Here is a 15,537-nt window from a genome sequence, read left to right on the forward strand (position 1 = left end):
CGAACTCGCCCCGTGTGGTTTTATCTTCTTTTGAGTGACTCTATCTTCGCTTCAGTGTGACGTCAAGCACTTTTCTGCATCCACATCCACTGAAACCCACGCATCCGGGGCTGGCGGGGCAAAGAAAAAGACCGGGACAGGGTCCCGGTCTTCGTCGGTGCGGTCGGGGGCTAGAGCCCCGAGTCGCGGGTCTCGTTGCGCGTGATGGTCTCGCCCGTATTCGGATCGACGACGCTGCGCGACTCCGAGATGCGGTTCTGCCTGCGCGGGGCCGCAAGGACGAGGGATGCGATCAGGCCGATCAGTCCGACCGCCATCAGGATGTACCCCACGAGGTTGATGTCGACGATGCTGATGACGTCGGCCTGGATGGCAAAAGCAAGAATTGCACCGAGTGCAATGAGGAAGATCGAGGAACCGATTCGCATTGGAAATACTCCTTCAAGGGGGGGCGGGAGTTTCGAAAGAATGTACCCAGCGGTTTTACTTCCAGTGCCACCCACTCCCGGGACGGCCCGCTTCGCGTCATCATACGACGCCGTTCGGCGCGGTTGTCCGAACCTCGCACACACCCTCGTCGTGCCTCCCATAACAATTCGGGAAAGTTCACGCGCGCCCCGGGCGACGGAGATATGGTTATAGAGGGATTGCACCCTAAGCAGGCTGATGAAGTAGACTCAGGGTGAGTTGCACTCCGGTGCATCGACCTATCAGGTAGTGCACCGCCCCCGGCGGCGCACTGAATATCACTCAAGGAGCATCTCATGGGAATTATTGGTTGGCTTGTCCTGGGCCTCATCGCCGGCGCGATCGCAAAGCTGATCCTCCCGGGTCGCCAGGGTGGCGGCTGGGTCATCACCCTCGTCCTCGGCGTCGTCGGCGCCCTGCTGGGCGGCTTCATCGGTAGCGCCATCTTCGGCGTCGGTGTCGACAGCTTCTTCAGCCTCTCCACCTGGCTGCTGGCCATCGGTGGCGCACTGATCGTGCTCGTCATCTACGGCGCCGTCACCGGCCGCAAGGGCTCGCGCGTCTAGTCAGCATGACCGGCTGCACCGTGGGGGAGCAGTCGTGGAGGAGGCGCCACCGGCAACCGGTGGCGCCTCCTTCTTTTGTCCCACCCCCTCCGGAGGCGCTCTGCGCCGGTAGCAGAACCCGGCACCGCGCGGGCGCCCCACCTAGAATTCTTGTCAGCAGTACCCCGATCACCGGCGGAAGGACCACGATGTTTGGCCGTAACAAGGAGAACCCAGCCGCGAAGGCCGCGAACGGGACGCTCTTCGACAAGGACGGAAATCCGAAGCCCGCCATCCTGCGGGGTATCGAACGCGCCCTGGACGTCCAGCGCCCCCTGATCATCGCCAACATCGATCGGCTCCGCCGGCGTCACCCCGAGGCGTCGCCCGCCGAGCTGGCGATCCTGCTCGAACGCGACTACCTGCGGGCGACGACGCTGGCAGGCGCCGCCGTCGGCGCGACCGCGGCGGTCCCCGCCGTCGGTACCATCGCGGCGCTCGGACTCTCCGGCGCCGCGACGGTCGGCTTCCTCGAGGCCACCGCGCTCTACGCCGAATCGGTGGCGGAGCTGCACGGAGTCCGCACGGAGGACCCGGAGCGCTCACGCACCATGGTGATGGCCATCCTCATGGGTGAGGAGGGCACCGCGCTCATCCGCTCCGTCCTCGGCTCCTCCGCCGGGCAGGGCGCACCCCAGTACTGGGGCCGGCTGGTCGACAAGTCCGCTCCCGCATCCCTGGTGAAGACGCTCACGGGGTCCATCCAGCGGCGGTTCGTGAAGAAGTTCCTGGCCAAGCAGGGCGGCTTCATGCTCGGGCGCGCCCTGCCGTTCGGGGTGGGCGCCGTGATCGGCGGGACCGGCAACAACCTCATGGGCAAGTCCGTCATCCGCACCACCCGCGATGCCTTCGGGCCGCTGCCGCAGACCATCCCGGGGGAGCTGGCCGAGGTGCTGCGCCTTCCCGCCCCGTCCCCGAGGAAGAAGCGGGCCTAACCGAAGATCGCGTGGGCGACGGAGAAGATCAGGAGGCCGGCCAGCGAGCCGACCACGGTGCCGTTGATGCGGATGAACTGCAGGTCCTTGCCGACCTGCAGCTCGATCTTCCGCGAGGTCTCCTCCGCGTCCCAGCGCCCCACCGTCTCGGAGATGACGCCGGCGATCTCGCTGCGGTAGGTGCGCACGGCGTAGGAGGCGCCGTCGGCGATCCAGAGGTTCACCCGGTGGGCGAGGTCGGCGTCGCTCGTCAGCCGTGAGCCGAAGTCGCGGACGGCCGCCTTGAACTTCGAGGTCAGCTCGCTGTCCGGATCGTTGACGGCCTCGAGCAGGGCGCTCTTGATGGTCGACCAGGTGCGCGCGGTGAGGTCACGGACCCGCGGGTCGTCGAGGAGCTGTCCCTTGATCTCCTCGGCCTTGGCGATCGTCTCCGGCTTGTGCTGCAGGTCCCGCGCCAGGTCCCTGAGGTACTTGTCGACGGCGAGCCGGACGTCGTGCTGCTGATCGTCCTGGATGGCACGGATGAACTTCGACAGTTCCGCGTGGACCCGGTCCCCGACGACGCCGTCGACCAGGCGGGGGACCCAGGTGGGCGACCGCTGGGCGACGACCCGGGTCACGACGGCGTAATTGGCGTCGACCCAGTCGGCGGCCCGGTCCACCAGCAGGTCCACGAGCCGGTGGTGGTGCCCGTCGGCGAACACGCGCTCGGCGATGCTGCCGATCGGCGGACCCCAGGGCGGATCCAGCAGGTGCTTGCGGACCATGGACTCGATCACGGCCTGCACGGCGTCGTCGTCGAGCACCGTGAACATGCCGCGGATCAGGGCCGCTCCCTCCGCTGCCACGCGGTCCGCGCTCTCCGGCTTCGCGAGCCAGGCGCCGGCCTTCTGGGCGATGCGTGCCGAGTCCAGCTTCGCCCGCACCACGTCCTCGGAGAGGAAGTTCTCCTCCACGAACTGGCCGAGCGATTCCCCGATCTGGTCCTTCTTGCGCGGGATGATCGCGGTATGCGGGATTTTGAGGCCCATCGGGTGCTTGAAGAGGGCGGTGACCGCGAACCAGTCGGCAAGAGCGCCGACCATGCCGCCCTCGGCGGCCGCCCGGACGTACTGGAGCCAGGGGTAGGTGTCCTGCAGTGCGAACGCCACCACGAAGATCATCGCCATGAGGGCGAGCAGCCCGGTGGCGAGGATCTTCATGCGGCGGAGGGCTGCGGCCCGGTCCGCGTCGGTATCGGTGGTCTGCGCGTTCACCCTCCCGAGTCTATCGAGGGTGGCTTCCTGCCCGCTGCGGGCCCGGGAACGCATGGTGGCGTGATCGGCCGGTCGCGTACCGTGGGAGGACATCGAACACCCACGTGAGGGGATGCCCCGTGCCTCCTGTGATCTTCGCCCATCGCGGCAGCAGCGGTACCTACGCCGAGCACACCCGCGCCGCCTACCTGCAGGCTCTCGCGGACGGCGCCGACGGCGTCGAGTGCGATGTGCACCTGACCCGGGACGAACAGCTCGTGTGCATCCACGACACCACCGTGGACCGCACCACCAGCGGATCCGGCCGGGTGGCCGACCACACGCTGGAGGAACTGCGCGGGCTCGACGTCTGTTCCTGGAAGGGCGCGAGCATCCCGGCCGAGTACGGCAGTGCGTCCGAGCAGTTCCTCACCCTCGCCGACCTGATCCTGCTGCTGCGCCGTGCGGGACGCCCGCTGCGGCTGGCGATCGAGCTGAAACACCCGAGTCCCTCCGGCCTGCGGCTGGAGGACGCGCTGATCGCCTTCCTCATGGACGAGGGCTGGGACCCGGAGTCCTCGATGCTCGGCAGCATCGAGGTGAGTTTCATGAGCTTCAACCCCGACTCCATGCGGCAGCTCTCCGAATCCGCGCCGGCGCACATGCTGTGCCAGCTGGTGTCGGACCTGAAGCCGCAGGAGGTGCGCAATGCGCTGCGGTTCGGTCCACTCACGGAGGGAGCGCTGATCACGCTGATGCGCCGCGCCCTGAAGGAGGGCGAGCAGCTCGTGAACCATCATCAGGTGGGCATGGTGGGGCCGGGCCTGCGGTACACGCGCACCCACCGCGGCCGCGTGCGCCGCTGGATCCGCGACGGCGTGCGGGTGCGGGTGTGGACCGTGAACTCGGTCGAGGACGCCCTGTACCTCGCGGAACTCGGGGTCCAGGAGATCACCACGGACTATCCGGCGCGGATGCGGCAGGCCTTCGAAGGCGTGAACGGCTGACCGGGCGGTCGTCCCGGAGGTGTGGTTGAGTTGCAGGATGCAATCCCCGATCGAGGACTACGCGCTCCTGTCCGACCTGCACACCGGTGCCCTCGTCTCCCGGGAGGGCAGCGTGGACTGGCTGAGCTTCCCCCGGTTCGACTCCGAGTCGGTGTTCGCCGCGATGCTGGGCGCGCCGCAGCACGGCCGCTGGCTCCTCGAGCCGGCATCGGACGCCGAGGTGGTGGAGCGGAGCTACATCGACTCCACCTTCGTCCTCCAGACCCGCTGGAGAACCGGCGAGGGTGAGGTGCTGGTCACCGACTTCATGCCCGTCACGGACCGCCGCGCGAACGTGGTGCGGCGGATCCAGGGGCTCCGGGGCACCGTCACCCTGCGGCAGGAGCTGCAGATCCGCTTCGGCTACGGCGACATCGTGCCGTGGGTCACGCAGGGCACGCACGACGGCGGCCCGGTCCTCCTCGCGATCGCCGGTCCCGACGCGCTGCTCCTGCGCGGCCCGCGGCTGAAGGCCGCGGATCATCTCCACGAGGGCACCTTCGCGGTGGCCGAGGGCGAGGTCGTCGACCTGGAACTCGTGTGGTACCCCTCGCACCGGGGGAAGCCGGACGCCCTGGACGTCGACGAGGCGCTCGACAGCACCATCAGCTACTGGCGCGCCTGGGCTGCCGGCTGCGCGATCGAGGGTGGGTATGCCGATGCCGTCCGGCGCTCGCTGCTCGTCCTGCGCGCCCTCACGCACGAGGACACCGGGGGGATCGTCGCCGCCCCGACGACGTCCCTGCCGGAGCAGTTCGGCGGCTCCCGCAACTGGGACTACCGCTTCTGCTGGCTCCGCGACGCCGCCCTGACGCTCGAGGCCATGATGACGCACGGCTTCTCCGAGGAGGCGCTGGAGTGGCGCAACTGGCTGCTGCGGGCGGTCGCCGGCGATCCCGAGGACCTGCAGATCATGTACGGGCTGGCCGGGGAGCGGCACCTGCCCGAACGCGAACTCGGGCACCTGCCCGGCTATGCCGGCTCGACGCCCGTGCGCGTGGGCAACGGCGCCGTCGACCAGTACCAGGCGGACGTCGTGGGCGAGGTGATGGTGGCCCTCGAGAAACTGCGCGTCCACGGCGTGACCGAGGACAGCTTCTCGTGGCCCCTGCAGCGGGCGCTGCTGGGGTTCGCGGAGAAGCACCTCCACGACCGGGACCACGGCATCTGGGAGATGCGCGGGGAGGCCCAGCACTTCACCCACTCGCGCGTGATGATGTGGGCCGCGTTCGACTGCGCTGTGCGCGCCGTCCGGGACCACGGACTGCCCGGCCACCAGCAGCGGTGGACGGAGATCCGGGACGACCTGCGCGAGGAGATCCTCGAGCACGGATTCAACCCCGACCTGGGTTCGTTCACCCAGGTGTACGGGGGAACGGAGGTCGATGCCTCCCTGCTGCAGCTGCCGCAGGTCGGCTTCCTCGACTACGACAACCCGCTGATGCTGCGCACCGTGGAGCGGATCGAGGCGGATCTCCTGGACGGTCACGGCCTGCTGCTGCGCTACCGCACCGACAACTCGGACGACGGACTCGAACCCGGGGAGCACCCGTTCCTCGCGTGCTCGTTCTGGCTCGTCGAGCAGTACGCGCACGGCGGCAGGCCCGACGACGCCGTGCGGCTCATGGATCAGCTCGTGGGCTACTCGAACGAACTCGGCCTGCTGGCCGAGGAATACGATCCCGTCGGCGGACGCATGGCCGGCAACTACCCGCAGGCGTTCTCGCACCTCGCCCTGGTCCGCGCCGCGGACGCGCTACGGCTGGCGGACGGGAAGGCCGACCCCTACGCGGCGATGGCCCGGGACTAGACGCGGACGGCGGGAGCCCGGCCGAGGGCCGGGCTCCCGCCGTCCGCGTGTGCCGCTGCTAGAGCGTGACGCCCTGCGGCTTCAGGACCACCTTGATGGTGCCGTCCGTCTTCTTCTGGAAGTTCTTGTAGGCGGCCGGCGCCTCGTCGATCGAGACCTCGTGGGTCATGAGGTCGGTGACGCCCAGCGGATCCGACGGCTCCTCGACGAGCGGGAGGAGCTCGTCCGTCCAGCGGCGCACGTTGCACTGGCCCATACGGAACTGGAGCTGCTTGTCGAACATGTTCAGCAGCGGCATCGGGGTGGCGGACCCCCCGTACACACCGCTGAGGGAGATCGTGCCGCCCCGGCGTACGGCGTCGATGGCGGAATGGAGGACGACCGCTCGGTCGCTGCCGCCGGTCTCCATCACCTTCTGCGCCAGCTTGTCGGGAAGCACCCCGACGGCCTGCTGGGCGAAGGACCCCACGGGGGACCCGTGCGCCTCCATGCCGACGGCATCCACGATGGCGTCGGGGCCACGGCCGTCGGTCATGCTGCGCAGTTCCTCGGCGGTGTCCTTGGTGAAGTCGATGGTCTCGATGCCGTGGCGCCTTGCCATCTCGCGGCGTTCCGGGACGGGCTCGACGGCGATCACGCGGTGGCCGAGGTACTTGCCGACCCGTGACGCGAACTGGCCGACCGGGCCGAGGCCGTAGACCGCGAGGACGCCGTCGTCGGGCACGTCCGCGTACTTCACGCCCTGCCAGGCCGTCGGGAGGATGTCCGAGAGGTAGAGATAGCGCTCATCGGGCAGTTCCGAGCCGACCTTGACCGGACCGTAGTCGGCGAACGGGACGCGCAGGTACTCGGCCTGCCCGCCGGGAACGGAGCCGTAGAGCTCTGAGTAGCCGTAGATGGCGCAGCCGGACCCGGCGGAGTGCACCTGGGTGGTCTCGCACTGCGACTGGAGGCCCCGCTTGCACATGAAGCAGTAGCCGCAGGAGATGTTGAACGGGACGACGACGCGGTCACCGACCTTCAGGTTGGTCACGCCGGCACCGACCTCCTCGACGATGCCCATGGGCTCGTGCCCGAGGACGTCCCCCTTGTGCATGTAGGGGCCCAGGACCTCGTAGAGGTGGAGGTCGGACCCGCAGATGGCGGTCGAGGTGACGCGGATGATCGCGTCCGTGGGCTCCTGGATCGTGGGATCGGGGACGTTCTCCACGCTGACGTTGCGCTTGCCCTGCCATGTCACTGCCTTCATGTGGTGCTCCTCCGGGTAGTAAGTAGGCTTTCCATTCCTACTATTCCATCCCTCCGCCACGAATGGGAAGTCCGGGTCCGCTGTCCCCTAGCCTTGTCAGGTGCTGCTACTCCACTCTCCAGCGGTCCGGGTGGCCCTGTCCGTCGCGATCGCGACCGGCCTGTACGGGCTGTCCTTCGGTGCTCTGTCCGTCGCGGCCGGGTTGACCCTCCTCCAGACCATGGCGCTCAGCCTCCTGCTGTTCAGCGGTGGGTCGCAGTTCGCCTTCATCGGCGTGATCGCCGGCGGGGGGAGCGGCCTCTCGGCGATGTCCGCCGCGGCCCTGCTGGGGATCCGCAACGGTGTCTACGGCATGCAGGTCAACGTGCTGCTCCGGCCGTCCCGCTGGCGGAAGCTCCCGGCCGCGCACCTCACCATCGATGAGTCCGTGGCCACGGCGACGGGCCAGACCGATCCGGACGAGCAGCGCCGCGGCTTCTGGGCCGCCGGCATCGGCGTCTTCGTGCTGTGGAACCTCTTCACGCTGGTCGGGGCGCTCGCGGGCAACGCGATGGGCGATCCGGCCCGCTGGGGGCTCGACGGCGCCGCCGTCGCCGCGTTCCTCGGCCTGCTGTGGCCGCGCATCCGCTCCCGCGAGCCCGCGGCCATTGCCGTCGTCTGCGCCGTCGTCACGCTCATCGCCGTGCCGCTCGTCCCGCCGGGCGTGCCGATCCTCCTCGCCGCCGTCGTCGCCGGCGTGCTCGGGCTCTCGGGCCTCGGCCCGGCGACGGAGGGCCTCGAGCCCGACGTCGAGCCCTACCCCTCGGGGCCCGGGCGGGGAGACCGCACTGCCGGGTCCGACGCCACCCGCCGGGGGGACGCATGAGTCTCTGGGGGTGGATCCTGCTCGCGTGCGCGGTGTCGATCGCCACGAAGTTCCTCGGCTTCCTGGTGCCCGCGAAACTGCTCGACAATCCGCGGATGCTGCGCGTCGCCGGGTCGCTCACCATCGGGCTGCTCGCTGCCCTGACGGCGACCAACACCTTCGCGTCCGGTCAGGCGCTCGTCGTGGACGCGCGGGTCGTGGCGCTGGGAGCCGCCGCCGTCGCGCTGTGGCTGCGGGCGCCGTTCCTCGTGGTCGTCGCGGTCGGCGCGCTCGCGGCCGGCGTGGCGAGGCTGCTGGGCGCGGCGTAGCTCCCCGGGGCCGGCCGGCCCCGCTACGCCGTCGAGCGCGGCACGAACATGATCAGCGCCACGCCGACCAGGCAGACCGCCGAGCCGAGGAGGTCCCAGCGGTCCGGGCGGAAGCCGTCGACGATCATTCCCCACGCCAGCGACCCGGCCACGAACACGCCGCCGTACGCGGCGAGGATCCGCCCGAAGTTCGGGTCCGGCTGCAGGGTCGCCACGAAACCGTACGCGCCGAGGGCCATGATCCCGAGTCCGGCCCACCACCACGGCCTGCCCTCACGGACCGCCTGCCAGATGAGCCACGCCCCTCCGATCTCCGCCCCCGCGGCGAGCACGAACAGGAGGGTCATGCGCAGGATCGTCATGGGTCCGGGCTTCCCTACGCGGCCGGCTGGGAAGCGCCGACGACGGCGGCCGTCGCCTCCGCGATCGCCGCCTCCTCGTCGGTGGGCACCACGAGCACGGGGAACGCCGACGCCTCGGTGCTGATGATCCGGGCCTCCCTGCTGCGCTCGCGGTTCCTCGCCTCGTCGAGCTCCAGGCCGAGGGCACCCAGCCTGGCGACGACGGCGGCGCGGAACGCGGCGGCGTTCTCGCCGATGCCTGCCGTGAACACGAGGGCCTGCGCCCCGCCGACCGCCACGTGATAGCCGCCCACGTACTTCGCCAGCCGGTAGGAGGCCACCTCGATCGCGCGTCGCGCCCGGGGGTCGCCGGCGTCGGCGGCCTCGGTCACCGAGCGCATGTCGTTCGTGCCCGCGAGGCCCTTGAGCCCGCTGTTGCGGTTCAGGAGCGTGTCGAGGTCCTGCTCGGTGTAGCCCTCGCGGAGGAGGAACAGCAGGATGGACGGGTCGATGTCGCCCGACCGCGTCCCCATGACCAGGCCCTCGAGGGGCGTGAACCCCATTGACGTGTCGACGCTCTCGCCGTCGCGCACGGCCGTCACGGAGGCGCCGTTGCCGAGATGCGCGATCACGCCCGTGAACGTGTCCGTGCCGAGCAGTGCGGCGGCGCCGCGCGCCACGAAGGCGTGCGAGGTGCCGTGGAAGCCGTACCGCCGGATCCCGAACTTCCGGTACAGCTCGTCCGGCACCGCGTAGCGCCAGGCGTGCTCCGGGAGCGTGCGGTGGAAGGCGGTGTCGAACACGGCGACCTGCGGCATGTCCGGCCACTTGTCGGTGATGGCGCGGATGCCGGTGACGGCGGCCGGATTGTGCAGGGGCGCCAGCGGGTTGAGGCGCTCGATGGCCCGGGTGATCTCGTTGTCGATGAGCACCGGCTCACTGAAGCGCTCGCCGCCGTGGACCACGCGGTGCCCGACGGCGTCGATCGCGCGCCCGCCCAAGGCCGCGGACACCTCGCCGTCCACGCGGTCGAGTGCCGCCGCGTGGTCGGGCACCTCGGCCTCCCCGATCCGCTCGACGAGGCCTTCCGCGAGGACGTCGTCGCCCTCCCGGACCTGGTACTTGAGCGAGGATGAGCCGGAGTTGATGACGAGGATGATCATGGGGTCCTGTCCTGGTGGGTTCAGACGGAAGGGGTTCGGGCGGAGCGGGCTAGGAGGTGGCGGGCTGCTGGGCCTGCACCGCGGTGATGGCCACGGTGTTGACGATGTCCTCCACGGTGCAGCCGCGGGAGAGATCGTTGACCGGCTTGCGCAGACCCTGCAGGACGGGCCCCACGGCCACGGCGCCGGCCGACTGCTGGACCGCCTTGTAGGTGTTGTTGCCCGTGTTCAGGTCCGGGAAGATGAACACCGTCGCCTGGCCCGCCACCGAGGACTCGGGGAGCTTGGAGGCCGCGACCGAGGCGTCGACGGCGGCGTCGTACTGGATGGGTCCCTCGACCGCGAGGTCGGGGCGCTGCTTCCGGACGAGCTCGGTGGCGCGCCGCACCTCGTCCACCGCACCGCCGGAGCCCGACTCGCCCGTCGAGTAGGAGAGCATGGCGATGCGCGGCTCCACGCCGAACTGCTCGGCCGTCTCCGCGGAGGCGACGGCGATGTCGGCCAGCTGCTCCTCGTCGGGCTCCGGGTTGACCGCGCAGTCGCCGTACACGAGCACGCGGTCCTGCAGCAGCATCAGGAAGACCGAGGAGACGATCTTCACGCCGTCCTTGGTCTTCACGAACTCGAGGGCCGGCCGGATGGTGTTCGCCGTGGTGTGGGCCGCACCGGACACCATGCCGTCCACCCTGCCGAGCTGCACCATCATCGTCCCGAAATATGCTCCTTCGAGCATGCGCTCGCGGGCCTCCTTCATCGAGACGTTCTTGTGCGCGCGGAGCCGGACGTACTCGGCGGCGAACTCCTCGCGCAGGTCCGACGTCGCCGGATCCACGAGCGTGAGGCCGGCGAGGTCGATGCCCTGACCGGCGGCGAGCTCACGGACCCGTGCCTCGGGGCCGAGGATGGTGAGGTCGCAGACGTCGCGGCGGTGCAGGATCTCGGCGGCCTTTAGGACGCGGAGGTCCTCACCCTCGGGCAGGACGATGTGCTTGCGCTCGGCCCTGGCGCGCTGGATCAGCTCGTGCAGGAAGCGCAGCGGCGTCATGCTGACGGGTCGCGGGAGTGCGAGGCGTTCCAGCAGCTCGCTCTCGTCCACCTGGCGGGACCAGGCGCCGAGGGCGGCGGCGGCCTTGCGGCGCAGTCCGCTCGCGATCTCCCCCCGCACCTCGCTGACGTGGCGGGCCACGGTGTAGGTGTCGTCGTCGAGCGCGAAGACGGGGAACGGCGCCTGCGCGAGGAGGGCGAGGATGTTCGGGTCGGGGGCGAGCCCGCCGGTCAGGAACAGCGCCGAGGGTACCGGGAATTCGGGGGAGAACGACGACGCCAGGGTCGCCACCAGGACGTCCGCGCGGTCGCCCGGCACGATCACCAGGGCGCCGTCGGTGAGCAGGTGCAGGAAGTTGCCGACGTTCATCGCGGCGACCCGGACACTGGTGACGTCCCGCTCGAGGTTCGAGTTCCCGGCGATCTGCCGGGCGCCGAGGTCCAGGGCGACCTCGGCGACGGTGGGCTGGGAGATCTCGGAGAGTTCGGGGATCACGTAGACGGGCCGGCCCGAGCGGCCGGGACGGACCTGCTCGCTGATCGCGGTGACGGCGTCGTCCGCCGCCCGGTTGACCATCATGGCGAGCAGGGAGGCCTTGGCGGCGTCCAGTTCGCGGCGGGCTACGTCCACGGCGTCGGCGGCCTCCTCCACGGACATGTCCTTCGCGCTGACGACCGCGAGGACCATGGCGCCGAGATTGTTGGCCAGGCGCGCGTTGAGGTCGAACTCGACGGCGGCGTCGTTCCCGGAGAGGTCGGTGCCCTCGACGATGACGACGTCGCACTCCGCGGCGATCTCGCTGTAGATGGCGACGCAGCGCGCGTCGATCTCGGCGCGGTCGCCCGTGACGAGCAGGGCGCGTGCCTCCGCGCGGGTGAGGCCGCCGCGTGCACGGCTCTCCGGGAGGTCGAACGCCCGCTGCATGAGGCGGACCATGGGATCCGTAGCGGGATCGTCCCCTTCGACGATGGGCCGGAAGAAGCCCACGCGGTCGGCGTGCCGGTGCAGCATGTCGGCCAGGCCCAGGGAGATCAGGGACTTGCCGGAGCCGTTGGTCATGGCGCTCACATAAATTCCGCGGGTCATGGGCCAAGTCTTACAGGGTCGCGGGAGGCCCGCCATAATCGATGTCACGCCGCCGCCATGAGGTCTTGACCCCTCACGACCCGGAGCGTAACGTACAACCACATGGTTGTAGAAATACCGACGCAGGACGAGGTGGACCGCCTGTTCCAGGCGCTCGCCGACGCGACACGGAGGGACATCGTGGCGCGGGTCCTGGTTGCCGAGTACTCGGTATCCGGTCTCGCCGAGCAGTACGACATGAGCTTCGCGGCGGTCCAGAAGCACGTCGCGGTGCTCGAGCGGGCCTCGCTCGTCTCCAAGGAGAAGCGCGGACGGGAGCAGATCGTGCGCGGAGAGGTCGACGGCGTGCAGAGGGCACGGCGGCTGCTCGACGACTACGAGAGGATCTGGCGGCAGCGCGTCGACCGGATCGAGGACATCCTCGGCGACGACGCCGGGGGTGACGACTAGGAAGGCAGCATCATGACGGTCATCAGTACGGAGAAGGACGTCGAAGCGCTCAGCTTCAGGCTCGTCGCCGAGTTCGACGCCGACGTGAAGCGCGTCTGGCGCATCTGGGAGGACCCCCGCCAGCTCGAGCGGTGGTGGGGCCCGCCCACGTGGCCCGCCACGTTCGACACCTACGAGTTCGCGGTCGGCGGTCGCGCGGAGTACTACATGACAGGGCCCGACGGCGAGAAGGCGCACGGCTGGTGGCTCATCACCGGCATCGATGCTCCCACGCGCCTCACCTTCGACGACGGCTTCGCGAACGAACAGCGCGAGCCGGTGGACGAGCTCGGCCGGACCCACGCCGTCGTCACCCTCGAGGACCTCGGCGGACGGACCCGCATGACCCTGGTCACCGGGTTCGAGTCGCTCGACCAGCTGCACCAGATGGTGGAGATGGGCATGGAGGAGGGCCTGAAGGGCGCCATCGGGCAGGTGGACGCCCTCCTCGCGGAGGAGGGCGCCGCGGTCTGACCCGTCCGCCGTCGCCTCGTCGGGCCGTTCCCGTCGAGAGAGCAGAAACGACCGCCGAAAGAGTGTTTCGGCGGTCGTTTCTGGCCTCTCGGCGGAGAATCGGGAATGTCAGGCGGTGGCGGCCTTCGGCTTCCGGTTCGGCAGGGCGAGCTTGAAGATCTTCGCCCAGGTGGAGCCGACCTGCTTGGGCAGCGGGCCCGTGGTGTAGGGGAGCCCGTACCGGGTGCAGATCTCGCGGACCTTCACGGCCACCTCGGCGTACCGGTTGGACGGCAGGTCCGGGAAGCAGTGGTGCTCGATCTGGTGGGACAGGTTGCCGGTCATGAAGTGCATGAGCCTGGACCCGGAGATGTTCGCCGAGCCGATCATCTGGCGGACGTACCAGTCGCCGCGGGTCTCGCCGTCCACCTCCTCCTCCGTGAACGTGTCGGTGCCGTCGGGGAAGTGGCCGCAGAAGATCACGGCGTGCGCCCAGAAGTTGCGGATGGCGTTGGCGGCGAGCGTGCCGTAGAGGGCCTGCTTGCCGGAGCCGGTCAGCATGGCGACGGCGGGGGTGGCGGCGTAGTCCTTGGAGAACTGCTTGACGACCTTGACGCCCACGGCCTTGAGGTCGCGGTTCATGGCCTCCTTGGACTTCAGACCCTCCTTGTACTCCGGGATCTCGAGGTCGTAGAGGGCGATGCCCCACTCGAAGACCGGCGCCAGGATGGCGTTGTACAGCGGGTTGCCCAGGTTGAAGGGGCGCCACGGCTGGTCGGGATCCATGCGGAGCAGGTTGTAGCCGATGTCCCGGTCCTTGCCGATGACGTTGGTCCAGCGGTGGTGCAGGTCGTTGTGCGTGTGCTGCCACGAGCGCGCCGGCGTGACGAAGTCCCACTCCCAGGTGGTGGAGTGGATGTCCGGGTCCCGCATCCAGTCCCACTGGCCGTGCAGCACGTTGTGCCCGATCTCCATGTTCTCCATGATCTTGGCGAGGCTCAGCATGGCCGTGCCGGCGAACCAGGCCGGCTTGTACTTGCTGAAGAGGAGGGTGCCGCGGCCCGCGAACTCGAGGGACCGCTGGATCTTGATGACGCGACGGATGTAGGCGGCGTCCGTGGCGCCGCGCTTGGCAAGGATCTCGTCGCGGACGGCGTCGAGTTCGCGGCCGAGGTCCTCGACCTGCTCGTCCGTCAGGTGCTTGGCGGCATCGGGGCGGACCAGGGGGTGGCCGGACACCGCGAGGGCGCCCGGGCGGGTCACTGTGGTGGTCATGATGACTCCTCCGTTGGGGATTACAGGTCGAGGTTCACGGGCCCGGCGGCTGCCGAGACGCAGGTCTGGATGAGTTGGCCGGGGGTGTTGTGCAGCTCCCCGGAGCGGAGATCACGCACCTGGCCCGCGCGCAGCGGGACCAGGCAGCTGTGGCAGATGCCCATGCGGCAGCCGCTCGGCATCAGGACGCCGGCGTCCTCGCCGATGTCCAGCAGCGGGGTGTCGCCGTCGGCCTCCACCTCGCGGTCGGACTGCTCGAAGGTGACGAGGCCGCCGTCGTGCCCGGCACCCGCCGTCAGATCGGTGCTGAACCGCTCGATGGTCAGCGTGCCGGTCCGCACGCCCTGCGTGTCGGCTCCGGTGGTGACGTCCGGGACGGTGCGCGACTGCTCGAGCGCCGCCTCCCGCGCCCAGAGGTCCTCGGCGTCGTCCAGGAACCCCTCGGGGCCGCAGGCGTAGGCGGCACGGGAGCGCCAGTCCGGGCAGAGGTCGGCGATGGTCTGGGCGGTGAACTGCAGGCGGCCGCGGGCACTGGTGAACCAGTGGCGGACCGTGAGGTTGGGGAACTGGTCCGCCAGTTCGTCCAGCTCCTCCCGGAACACGCTCTTCTCCGGGGTGCTGTTGGAGTTGATGAGCACCACGTCGGCGTCCGGGCGGCGGGGGATGAGCGTGCGGATCATCGACATGACGGGCGTGATGCCGCTCCCCGCCGTGAGCATGAGCAGGGAGCGCGGGTGCTCGGGGAGCACGAAGTCACCCTGGGGTGGGGCGAGGAACAGGACGTCGCCCGGCTTGGTGTCGCGCACCAGGACGTGGGACACGGCCCCGGCGTCCTTGACGGTGATGGCCGGGTCGTGTCCGGCGGCGTTGCTCAGCGAGTAGGAGCGCCACTGGCGGACCCCGTCGAGCTCGACGCCGATGCGCGCCCACTGGCCGGCCTGGTGCGCGTGCCAGCCGTGTCCGGGGCGGAAGTAGATGGTTGCGGAGTCCTCGGTCTCGTGCACCACGCGGGTCACGACGCCGCGGAGCTGGCGCGAGGAGTACACCGGGTTGAAGAGCGCGAGGAAGTCTTCAGCCGTCAGTGGGGTGGTCAGCGCGGCCGTGACGCGCGCCAACTTCTTGAACCGGATCATTCGACAACAATATAGCCTCGGCCGCTAAAGT

General features: G+C 69.6%; 16 protein-coding genes. 8 read left to right on the plus strand and 8 right to left on the minus strand.

The window, feature by feature from the left end; all coding sequences use genetic code 11:
- Positions 1 to 170: 170 nt before the first annotated feature.
- Complete coding sequence (locus ACSGDB_RS14590) at positions 171 to 428, minus strand: DUF6458 family protein (protein WP_434995613.1); 258 nt, start codon at positions 426 to 428, stop codon at positions 171 to 173.
- Positions 429 to 764: 336 nt separating this feature from the next.
- On the opposite strand from ACSGDB_RS14590, the gene ACSGDB_RS14595 reads away from it, so the two are divergent.
- A complete protein-coding gene (locus ACSGDB_RS14595) occupies positions 765 to 1,034 on the plus strand; it encodes a GlsB/YeaQ/YmgE family stress response membrane protein (protein WP_434995614.1) in 270 nt (89 codons plus the stop codon).
- 188 nt (positions 1,035 to 1,222) lie between these two features.
- The gene (locus ACSGDB_RS14600) at positions 1,223 to 2,008 is read left to right on the plus strand and encodes a hypothetical protein (RefSeq protein ID WP_434995616.1); all 786 of its coding nucleotides are present in this window, start codon (positions 1,223 to 1,225) and stop codon (positions 2,006 to 2,008) included.
- Here the strand turns inward: ACSGDB_RS14600 and ACSGDB_RS14605 are convergent.
- Positions 2,005 to 3,210, minus strand: coding sequence for a DUF445 domain-containing protein (locus ACSGDB_RS14605; protein ID WP_434995993.1), 1,206 nt, complete (start codon positions 3,208 to 3,210; stop codon positions 2,005 to 2,007). The two genes, ACSGDB_RS14600 and ACSGDB_RS14605, sit on opposite strands and share 4 nt — an antisense overlap.
- 173 nt (positions 3,211 to 3,383) lie before the next feature.
- Here ACSGDB_RS14605 and ACSGDB_RS14610 point away from each other — a divergent pair, with 173 nt between their 5' ends.
- Together ACSGDB_RS14610 and ACSGDB_RS14615 are read left to right on the plus strand one after the other, a co-directional pair.
- Positions 3,384 to 4,250, plus strand: a complete 867-nt coding sequence (locus ACSGDB_RS14610; protein WP_434995617.1) for a glycerophosphodiester phosphodiesterase — start codon at positions 3,384 to 3,386, stop codon at positions 4,248 to 4,250.
- Positions 4,251 to 4,269: 19 nt separating this feature from the next.
- Entirely contained in the window at positions 4,270 to 6,099 is a 1,830-nt protein-coding gene (locus tag ACSGDB_RS14615) for a glycoside hydrolase family 15 protein (RefSeq protein ID WP_434995618.1), read from the plus strand.
- Positions 6,100 to 6,157: 58 nt separating this feature from the next.
- Here the strand turns inward: ACSGDB_RS14615 and ACSGDB_RS14620 are convergent, their stop codons facing one another.
- Entirely contained in the window at positions 6,158 to 7,348 is a 1,191-nt protein-coding gene (locus tag ACSGDB_RS14620; RefSeq protein WP_434995620.1) for a zinc-dependent alcohol dehydrogenase, read from the minus strand.
- A 100-nt stretch (positions 7,349 to 7,448) separates the two neighbouring features.
- On the opposite strand from ACSGDB_RS14620, the gene ACSGDB_RS14625 reads away from it, so the two are divergent.
- Positions 7,449 to 8,213, plus strand: a complete 765-nt coding sequence (locus tag ACSGDB_RS14625) for an AzlC family ABC transporter permease (protein ID WP_434995622.1) — start codon at positions 7,449 to 7,451, stop codon at positions 8,211 to 8,213.
- The gene (locus ACSGDB_RS14630) at positions 8,210 to 8,521 is read left to right on the plus strand and encodes an AzlD domain-containing protein (RefSeq protein WP_434995623.1); all 312 of its coding nucleotides are present in this window, start codon (positions 8,210 to 8,212) and stop codon (positions 8,519 to 8,521) included. Before ACSGDB_RS14625 ends, ACSGDB_RS14630 begins: the two co-directional genes overlap by 4 nt.
- 23 nt (positions 8,522 to 8,544) lie before the next feature.
- Here the strand turns inward: ACSGDB_RS14630 and ACSGDB_RS14635 are convergent, their stop codons facing one another.
- The 3 genes from ACSGDB_RS14635 to pta are packed head-to-tail and all read right to left on the minus strand — an operon-like array spanning position 8,545 to position 12,156.
- Positions 8,545 to 8,883 carry a YnfA family protein gene (locus ACSGDB_RS14635; protein WP_434995625.1) on the minus strand — a complete coding sequence of 113 codons (339 nt, stop codon included), beginning with the start codon at positions 8,881 to 8,883 and terminating at the stop codon, positions 8,545 to 8,547.
- Positions 8,884 to 8,897: 14 nt separating this feature from the next.
- A complete protein-coding gene (locus ACSGDB_RS14640; RefSeq protein ID WP_434995626.1) occupies positions 8,898 to 10,025 on the minus strand; it encodes an acetate/propionate family kinase in 1,128 nt (375 codons plus the stop codon).
- Positions 10,026 to 10,074: 49 nt separating this feature from the next.
- Entirely contained in the window at positions 10,075 to 12,156 is a 2,082-nt protein-coding gene (pta, locus tag ACSGDB_RS14645; RefSeq protein WP_434995627.1) for a phosphate acetyltransferase, read from the minus strand.
- Positions 12,157 to 12,258: 102 nt separating this feature from the next.
- Between pta and ACSGDB_RS14650 the strand changes: the two genes are divergently transcribed.
- Together ACSGDB_RS14650 and ACSGDB_RS14655 are read left to right on the plus strand one after the other, a co-directional pair.
- Positions 12,259 to 12,606 (plus strand): ArsR/SmtB family transcription factor, encoded by a 348-nt coding sequence (locus tag ACSGDB_RS14650; protein ID WP_434995628.1) that lies wholly within the window; start codon positions 12,259 to 12,261, stop codon positions 12,604 to 12,606.
- 12 nt (positions 12,607 to 12,618) lie between these two features.
- On the plus strand, positions 12,619 to 13,119 hold the full coding sequence (locus ACSGDB_RS14655) for an SRPBCC family protein (protein WP_434995629.1): 501 nt from the start codon (positions 12,619 to 12,621) through the stop codon (positions 13,117 to 13,119).
- Positions 13,120 to 13,227: 108 nt separating this feature from the next.
- Here the strand turns inward: ACSGDB_RS14655 and ACSGDB_RS14660 are convergent, their stop codons facing one another.
- Positions 13,228 to 14,373, minus strand: a complete 1,146-nt coding sequence (locus tag ACSGDB_RS14660) for a fatty acid desaturase family protein (protein WP_434995630.1) — start codon at positions 14,371 to 14,373, stop codon at positions 13,228 to 13,230.
- A gap of 20 nt (positions 14,374 to 14,393) precedes the next feature.
- Positions 14,394 to 15,506, minus strand: coding sequence for a ferredoxin reductase (locus ACSGDB_RS14665; RefSeq protein ID WP_434995632.1), 1,113 nt, complete (start codon positions 15,504 to 15,506; stop codon positions 14,394 to 14,396).
- Positions 15,507 to 15,537: the final 31 nt, after the last annotated feature.

Origin of the sequence: Arthrobacter sp. Ld5, assembly GCF_051172775.1 — a bacterium.
Classification (GTDB): Bacteria; Actinomycetota; Actinomycetes; order Actinomycetales; family Micrococcaceae; genus Arthrobacter_D.

What these genes read in the sequence shown, in the direction of transcription:
- ACSGDB_RS14595 (WP_434995614.1), top strand. Translation starts at nt 765, where the DNA reads ATGGGAATTATTGGTTGGCTTGTCCTGGGCCTCATCGCCGGCGCGATC.
- ACSGDB_RS14590 (WP_434995613.1), bottom strand. Translation starts at nt 428, where the DNA reads ATGCGAATCGGTTCCTCGATCTTCCTCATTGCACTCGGTGCAATTCTT.
- ACSGDB_RS14655 (WP_434995629.1), top strand. Translation starts at nt 12,619, where the DNA reads ATGACGGTCATCAGTACGGAGAAGGACGTCGAAGCGCTCAGCTTCAGG.
- ACSGDB_RS14600 (WP_434995616.1), top strand. Translation starts at nt 1,223, where the DNA reads ATGTTTGGCCGTAACAAGGAGAACCCAGCCGCGAAGGCCGCGAACGGG.
- ACSGDB_RS14635 (WP_434995625.1), bottom strand. Translation starts at nt 8,883, where the DNA reads ATGACGATCCTGCGCATGACCCTCCTGTTCGTGCTCGCCGCGGGGGCG.
- ACSGDB_RS14660 (WP_434995630.1), bottom strand. Translation starts at nt 14,373, where the DNA reads ATGACCACCACAGTGACCCGCCCGGGCGCCCTCGCGGTGTCCGGCCAC.
- ACSGDB_RS14665 (WP_434995632.1), bottom strand. Translation starts at nt 15,506, where the DNA reads ATGATCCGGTTCAAGAAGTTGGCGCGCGTCACGGCCGCGCTGACCACC.
- ACSGDB_RS14640 (WP_434995626.1), bottom strand. Translation starts at nt 10,025, where the DNA reads ATGATCATCCTCGTCATCAACTCCGGCTCATCCTCGCTCAAGTACCAG.
- ACSGDB_RS14630 (WP_434995623.1), top strand. Translation starts at nt 8,210, where the DNA reads ATGAGTCTCTGGGGGTGGATCCTGCTCGCGTGCGCGGTGTCGATCGCC.
- ACSGDB_RS14650 (WP_434995628.1), top strand. Translation starts at nt 12,259, where the DNA reads ATGGTTGTAGAAATACCGACGCAGGACGAGGTGGACCGCCTGTTCCAG.
- ACSGDB_RS14605 (WP_434995993.1), bottom strand. Translation starts at nt 3,210, where the DNA reads ATGAAGATCCTCGCCACCGGGCTGCTCGCCCTCATGGCGATGATCTTC.
- ACSGDB_RS14620 (WP_434995620.1), bottom strand. Translation starts at nt 7,348, where the DNA reads ATGAAGGCAGTGACATGGCAGGGCAAGCGCAACGTCAGCGTGGAGAAC.
- pta (WP_434995627.1), bottom strand. Translation starts at nt 12,156, where the DNA reads ATGACCCGCGGAATTTATGTGAGCGCCATGACCAACGGCTCCGGCAAG.